Genomic DNA, 6,037 nt, shown 5'->3' on the forward strand with positions numbered 1-6,037 from the left:
GGCTCGGCGTGGCCGACGCCCGCCGCCGGGTTGGTGAGAACGGCGACCCTGCGGACGGTTCTCACCTCGTTCACGGGATCAACTTGCCCGGGTTGAGGATGCCCGCCGGGTCGAGTTCGGCCTTGACGGCGCGCAGGATGCGCACGCCCAGCTCGCCGACCTCCTCGGTCATCCAGGGCCGGTGGTCGGCGCCGACGGCGTGGTGGTGGCTGATGGTGCCGCCCGCGCCGAGGATGGCGTCCCCGGCGGCGCGCTTGGCGGCGCCCCAGCGGGTGAGCGGGTCCTCGCCGAGGGCGGCGACGACAGTGAAGTAGAGCGAGGCGCCGGTCGGGTAGACGTGCGAGATGTGGCAGAGCACGAGGGAGCCGGGCAGGGCGCCGGTGAGCGCCTCGGTGACGGCGGTGCGCAGGGCCGGCAGCCGGCTCCAGTCGGTCGCGGTCTCCAGGGTCTCGCACAGCGCGCCCGCGCTGAGCAGCGAGTCGCGCAGGTAGGGGGCGTTGAACCGGCCGTGCTCCCAGGCCCGGGCGGGGGCCTCGCCGAGCGAGGTGCCGCCGGCGGCGATCAGGGCGTCGCGGGTGAGCTGCTGCCGGGCGGCGACCTGGGCGGCGCTGCCCTCGAAGACGGTGACGGCCAGGCAGCCGCTGACCGCCGGGGCGCCGCCGATCTGCTCGGTCATGGCCAGGTTGATCATGGTCTCGGCCTCGTCGGAGAGCCGGATCACGGTGGGGCCGGTGCCCTGCTGCTCGACGGCACGCAGCGCGGCCGTGCCGGTGGCGAAGTCGGGGAAGCTCCACGCCTCGTACGCCTTGACGGCGGGCAGGAGGTGGACGCGCAGCCGGACGGCGGTGATCACGCCGAGGGTGCCCTCGGAGCCGAGGAAGAGCTGGCGAAGGTCGGGGCCGGCGGCGGAGGCGGGGGCGCGGCCGAGGTCGAGCACCCCGGCGGGGGTGACGACGCGCAGCCCGCGCACCATCTCGTCGAAGCGCCCGTACCCGGCGGAGTCCTGGCCGGAGGAGCGGGTGGCCGCGAAGCCGCCGATGGTGGCGTAGCGGAAGCTCTGCGGGTAGTGGCCGAGTTCCCAGCCGCGTTCGGCGAGCAGTTCCTCCGCGGCCGGGCCGGTGAGGCCCGCGCCGAGGACGGCCTCGCCGGAGGTCTCGTCCAGGTCGAGCAGCTGGTCGAAGCGGCGCAGGTCGAGCGAGACAACGGAGTCGAACGCACCGCGCTCGGGGTCGAGTCCACCGACGACGCTGGTGCCGCCGCCGAACGGGACGACGGCGATGCGGCGTTCGGCGCACACCGCGAGGACGGCGGCGACCTCCTGCTCGTTGCCGGGCAGCACGACGGCGTCGGGGGCGTCCTGCGCTTCGCGGCTGCGGCGGCGCAGCAGGTCGGGGGTGGACTTGCCGCCGGCGCGCGGCAGCCGGTCGGCGTCGGCGGCGCTGACGTGCGCCTCGCCGACGGCGGCGGCCAGCGCCTTGAGGTCCTCGGCGGAGATCCGGGACGGGCGCAGCACGACCTCGTCGGCGCTCGGCCCGGGGGCGGCGTCGCCGGTGACGCCGAGGGCGGCGGCGAGCAGTCCCTTGATGTCGGCGGACAGCTCCTTGGCCAGGGCCGGGTCGCCCCAGGCGTTCCACTTCATCGGGGGGAGCGGAAGTGCGGCGCCGGCCGGTCCCGCTTGCGTCTCAGGTGCCATGCGTTACAGTTTCACACATCATGTCAAGTAGTAACGCCGAGCCCCAGACGCCGTCCCCGACACCCGGGGAGCGCAGCATCGACGACGCGATCCTGGACGCCGCCGCCGACCTGATCGTCCACCTCGGCGTGCGCCGGACCCAGTTGTCCGAGATCGCCCGCCGCGCCGGGGTCAGCCGCCCGACCGTCTACCGCCGCTGGCCGGACGTCCGGGCGGTGATCGGCGCGCTGCTCACCCGGGAGATCCTGACCACCCTGGAGGGCGCCGGGCTGGACGTCCACGACAGGGAGGCCCTCGTCGAGCGGGTCGTGGAGATCGCCGTCCGGCTGCGCGACCATCCGGTGCTCGGCGCGCTGCTGCACTCCGACGACTCCGACCTGCTGCTCCAGTACGTCGTCGAGCGGCTCGGTACCAGCCAGCGCGGCCTGCTGGAGGCGCTGAGCGCCGGCATCGAGCAGGGCCAGGCGCACGGCTCGATCCGGGCCGGCGAGCCGCTCGAACTGGCCGCCATGGTCCTGCTGATCGCCCAGTCCACCGTCCAGTCGCACCGCATGATCGCCTCCCTGCTGCCCGAGGCGGCCTGGCGGCGCGAACTGGCCAGAGCGCTGAACGGATACCTCGCGCCATGACCCCCACCGCAGGCCCGTACGCGGGCACCGGCCGGCTTGACGCCGTCCGACGGAAGCTGGAACTCGAAGCGCTCGGCGACGACGCCCGGATCGACCTCCTGGTCATCGGCGGCGGTGTCACCGGCGCCGGAGTGGCCCTGGACGCCGCCTCGCGCGGCCTGCGCACGGTGCTCGTCGAGGCCCGCGACCTGGCCTTCGGCACGAGCCGCTGGAGTTCCAAGCTGGTGCACGGCGGCCTGCGCTACCTCGCCTCCGGGCGGATCAAGGTGGCCCGGGAGAGCGCCGTCGAGCGCGGCGTGCTGATGACCCGCACCGCCCCGCACCTGATCCGGGCGCTGCCCCAACTGGTGCCGCTGCTCCCGGACCTGCTGCGCCCGGGCCAGGCCACGCTGATCCGTACGGGCTTCCACGCCGGGGACGCGCTGCGCCTGACGGCCGGCACCCCGGGTGCGCTGCTGCCCCGGATGCGCCGGATCGACGCCGGCCGGACCCGCCGCCTGGTGCCGGGCGTGCGGACGGACGGGCTGCGCGGCGCGCTGGTCGCCCACGACGGCCAACTCGTGGACGACGCCCGGCTGGTGGTCGCGCTGGCCCGCACCGCCGCGCAGTACGGGGCGAGCGTGCTGACCAGGGTGCGCGCCGAGCAGGTCACCGGCACCTCGGCCCGGCTGGTCGACACCCTGACCGGGCGGGAACTGGAAGTCCGGGCCAACGCGGTGGTCAACGCCACCGGCGTCTGGGCGGGCGACGTGGACACCTCGATCAGGCTCCGGCCCAGCCGCGGCACCCACCTGCTGGTGGACGCGCAGGCGCTCGGCAACCCGACCGCCGCCCTCACCGTGCCGGTGCCCGGCTCCACCAGCCGGTTCGTCTTCGCCCTGCCGCAGCAGCTCGGCCGGGTCGCGATCGGGCTGACCGACGAGGACGCCCCGGGCCCGATCCCGGACGAGCCGCAGCCCACCGAGGCCGAGCTCTCCTTCCTCCTCGACACCGTCAACGCCGCCCTCGCCACCGCCCTGACCAGGGCGGACGTGCGCGGCGCCTACGCCGGGCTGCGCCCGCTGATCGACACCGGGGACGGCAACACCGCGGACATCTCCCGCGAGCACGCGGTGCTGGAGAGCCCGTCCGGGGTGATCACCGTGGTCGGCGGCAAGCTCACCACCTACCGCCGGATGGCCGAGGACGCGGTGGACGCCGCCGTCCGGCTGCGCGGTCTGTCCGCCCGCGCCTGCTGGACGGCCCGGTTGCCGCTGATCGGCGCCCCCGGCCACCGGGAGAGCCGCCTGCTGTCCGCTGGCCGGGTGCCCGCCTCGCTGCTCGCCCGCCACGGCGGTGCGGCCCACGAGGTGCTGGCGGCGGGGGAGTCGACGCCGATCGCGGAGGACCTGGACGTGACCTGCGCCGAGGTCGCCTACGCCGTCACCCACGAGGGCGCGCTGGACGCCGCCGACGTGCTCGACCGCCGCACCAGACTCGGGCTGGTCGCGGAGGACGCCGAGCGGGCCCGGAAGGCGGTCGAGGAGATCGTGGCGGAGCGCCTCGGGGAGGGGCTGGAAGGCTGACGTCGCAGGAGGGACGAGGCGTCAGGAGGGCTGATGCCTCAGGACGCGGCCCGGGGGAAGGGGGCGAGGTCCGGCTCCACCCAGGCGGTCCGGGCCTGCTCGCCCGCGAGCGTCTGCGGACGGTAGTGGCGGGCGAGCAGGTTCTTGTCGAGCAGCTCGGGGTGGCGGGCCGTGAACGCGTCGAAGTCCGCGGCGTCCCCGGTGTGCAGGCCGCCGGTGTGCCGGGCCACCAGCTCGACCCAGGCCCGGGTCATGGTGACGTGGAACTTCTGCGGCGCGCCGGCCTTGGTGGCGGTACGCCGGATGCCGTCGCCGACCAGGTCGAGGGCGGCGGTGGCGCCGTGGCGGCGCACGGCGAGCCAGGTCAGCCGGACGTGCTGGGGGTGGCCGAAGCGTTCGGCGCCGGTCATCACCTCCCGCAGCAGGTCGTCGAAGGTGCTGGGAGTCACGGGGGAGGTCATGCGGCGGCTTTCGTCGTGGGGGTCCGGCCCGGAATCGTAAGGTTTTCCGGCATTCGTGGGCAAACCGCCCGAACGGAGGGTTTCAGCGCGCCGTGTGCTCGGGCATCGGGTGTTCGGCGCCGGACAGCTCCAGGACGCAGGAGAGCGGGTGCTCGGCCAGGCCGGTGCGGTCCAGCCGGACCGCGAGCGGCTTCGGCGGCTCCTCGGCGACCTGGGCGGCGAGGGTCAGCGGGTAGTCGCCGTGCCCGTGGACCCGGTGGAAGGCGCACTCCTTGCCGTCGACCAGCAGCTCGGTCTCGGTGATCCAGCCGGACCGGACGTTGACGGTCACCGAGTGCCCGCCCCGGTCGAGGTGGAAGCTGTACCGCTGGCGCATCGGAACCTCCGGCGACAGGGCCTTGACGAGGGGAAATCCACTGCCAGTCTAGGGCGGTCGGCGGTTAGGGTGCTCGCCATGCGAAGCGCAACGGGCGGCCTGCGGCCGTGCGGGCCGGACGACGAGGTGGCGGAGGACGAGTACGTCCTCGGCCTGTACCGGGTGCCCGTGAAGGCGAGGACGGGCCGCAAGGCGGGCCCGGCGCCGCAGACCGGGCGGCTGGAGGCCTACGCCGACGGCGGCGCGCTGCGGGCCGTCGTGCGCCGACTGGGCGAGCGGAGCCTGCCCACCCTCGCCCGGCATGAGCCGGACCTCGACTTCAGCAGCCGCATCAGGCAGCCGTCGATGGCCGCGCTGGTCCGGGAGATCGAGCGGGTGGACGTGGCCCGGCTCCCGGCGGGCGAACGCGAGGTGCTGGGCCTGCTGCTGGACTGGGGCCGCCGGGCGCTGGTGGAGAACGGCGCGCTGCGGATCGAGATCGACGCCGTCCAGTGAGCCCGCGCCGCCCGTCTGCGCCTCCCGTGTGCGGCCCCCGCATTCGGTTCCCGGGTGCGACCCCGAGAAATTCCCGGGGCGGGCCCGACTCCCGGCGGATTCTCGTGATCTCTACAGTGTTGTAGATTCGTCCACAGGGAGAGATCAGAGGAGGGCATTGTGGGAGTTTCGCTGGCCAAGGGCGGCAACGTCTCGCTGAGCAAGGAGGCGCCCGGTCTGAGCGCCGTGATCGTCGGTCTCGGCTGGGACGTGCGCACCACCACCGGGGCCGACTACGACCTGGACGCCAGCGCGCTGCTGTGCAACGCGCTGGGCAAGGTGGTCTCGGACCAGCACTTCGTCTTCTTCAACAACCTGCGCAGCCCCGAGGGCTCGGTCGAGCACAGCGGCGACAACCTGACCGGCGGCGGAGACGGGGACGACGAGCAGATCAAGGTCGACCTGGACCGCGTCCCGGCCGACGTGGCCAAGGTGGTCTTCCCGGTGTCGATCTACGACGCCGACGCCCGGCTGCAGAACTTCGGCCAGGTGCGCAACGCGTTCATCCGGATCGTCAACCAGGCCAACGGCCTGGAGATCGCGCGCTACGACCTGACCGAGGACGCCTCGACCGAGACCGCGATGGTCTTCGGCGAGCTGTACCGCAACGGCAACGAGTGGAAGTTCCGCGCCATCGGCCAGGGCTACGCCTCCGGCCTGCGCGGCATCGCGACGGACTACGGCGTCAACGTCTGATCGTCGTCGGGATCCGGTCGCCCGGCGCGGGTCGACGGGGTTTCGGCGGTCTCGGCAGGCGCTCGACCTCGGCTTCACCACCC

General features: G+C 74.2%; 7 protein-coding genes. 4 read left to right on the top strand and 3 right to left on the bottom strand.

The genetic code is table 11. The annotated features are described in order from the left end of the window. Window positions 1–70: 70 nt before the first annotated feature. Window positions 71–1,639 (bottom strand): FAD-binding oxidoreductase, encoded by a 1,569-nt coding sequence (locus tag ACFU7Y_RS38200; RefSeq protein WP_380771105.1) that lies wholly within the window; start codon window positions 1,637–1,639, stop codon window positions 71–73. Between the two features lie 74 nt (window positions 1,640–1,713). Here ACFU7Y_RS38200 and ACFU7Y_RS38205 point away from each other — a divergent pair, with 74 nt between their 5' ends. Next, the gene (locus tag ACFU7Y_RS38205; RefSeq protein ID WP_224283158.1) at window positions 1,714–2,322 is read left to right on the top strand and encodes a TetR/AcrR family transcriptional regulator; all 609 of its coding nucleotides are present in this window, start codon (window positions 1,714–1,716) and stop codon (window positions 2,320–2,322) included. Continuing rightward, the gene (locus ACFU7Y_RS38210) at window positions 2,319–3,887 is read left to right on the top strand and encodes a glycerol-3-phosphate dehydrogenase/oxidase (protein WP_224283157.1); all 1,569 of its coding nucleotides are present in this window, start codon (window positions 2,319–2,321) and stop codon (window positions 3,885–3,887) included. The genes ACFU7Y_RS38205 and ACFU7Y_RS38210 overlap by 4 nt, the downstream gene beginning before the upstream one ends. Before the next feature lie 38 nt (window positions 3,888–3,925). Here ACFU7Y_RS38210 and ACFU7Y_RS38215 read toward each other — a convergent pair whose 3' ends face one another. Together ACFU7Y_RS38215 and ACFU7Y_RS38220 are read right to left on the bottom strand one after the other, a co-directional pair. Beyond that, on the bottom strand, window positions 3,926–4,336 hold the full coding sequence (locus ACFU7Y_RS38215) for a hypothetical protein (protein ID WP_224283156.1): 411 nt from the start codon (window positions 4,334–4,336) through the stop codon (window positions 3,926–3,928). 94 nt (window positions 4,337–4,430) lie between these two features. Next, a complete protein-coding gene (locus ACFU7Y_RS38220; protein ID WP_224283155.1) occupies window positions 4,431–4,724 on the bottom strand; it encodes a hypothetical protein in 294 nt (97 codons plus the stop codon). A gap of 78 nt (window positions 4,725–4,802) precedes the next feature. Here ACFU7Y_RS38220 and ACFU7Y_RS38225 point away from each other — a divergent pair, with 78 nt between their 5' ends. Both ACFU7Y_RS38225 and ACFU7Y_RS38230 read left to right on the top strand, forming a co-directional pair. Then, window positions 4,803–5,219, top strand: a complete 417-nt coding sequence (locus tag ACFU7Y_RS38225; RefSeq protein ID WP_380771107.1) for a hypothetical protein — start codon at window positions 4,803–4,805, stop codon at window positions 5,217–5,219. 159 nt (window positions 5,220–5,378) lie between these two features. Then, complete coding sequence (locus ACFU7Y_RS38230; RefSeq protein ID WP_049650185.1) at window positions 5,379–5,954, top strand: TerD family protein; 576 nt, start codon at window positions 5,379–5,381, stop codon at window positions 5,952–5,954. The last annotated feature ends 83 nt before the right edge of the window (window positions 5,955–6,037 follow it).

Origin of the sequence: Kitasatospora sp. NPDC057542, assembly GCF_042801945.1 — a bacterium.
Classification (GTDB): Bacteria; Actinomycetota; Actinomycetes; order Streptomycetales; family Streptomycetaceae; genus Kitasatospora.

Coding starts and splice junctions, on each gene's coding strand:
- ACFU7Y_RS38200 (WP_380771105.1), bottom strand. CDS start 1,639: ATGAAGTGGAACGCCTGGGGCGACCCGGCCCTGGCCAAGGAGCTGTCC.
- ACFU7Y_RS38205 (WP_224283158.1), top strand. CDS start 1,714: ATGTCAAGTAGTAACGCCGAGCCCCAGACGCCGTCCCCGACACCCGGG.
- ACFU7Y_RS38210 (WP_224283157.1), top strand. CDS start 2,319: ATGACCCCCACCGCAGGCCCGTACGCGGGCACCGGCCGGCTTGACGCC.
- ACFU7Y_RS38220 (WP_224283155.1), bottom strand. CDS start 4,724: ATGCGCCAGCGGTACAGCTTCCACCTCGACCGGGGCGGGCACTCGGTG.
- ACFU7Y_RS38225 (WP_380771107.1), top strand. CDS start 4,803: ATGCGAAGCGCAACGGGCGGCCTGCGGCCGTGCGGGCCGGACGACGAG.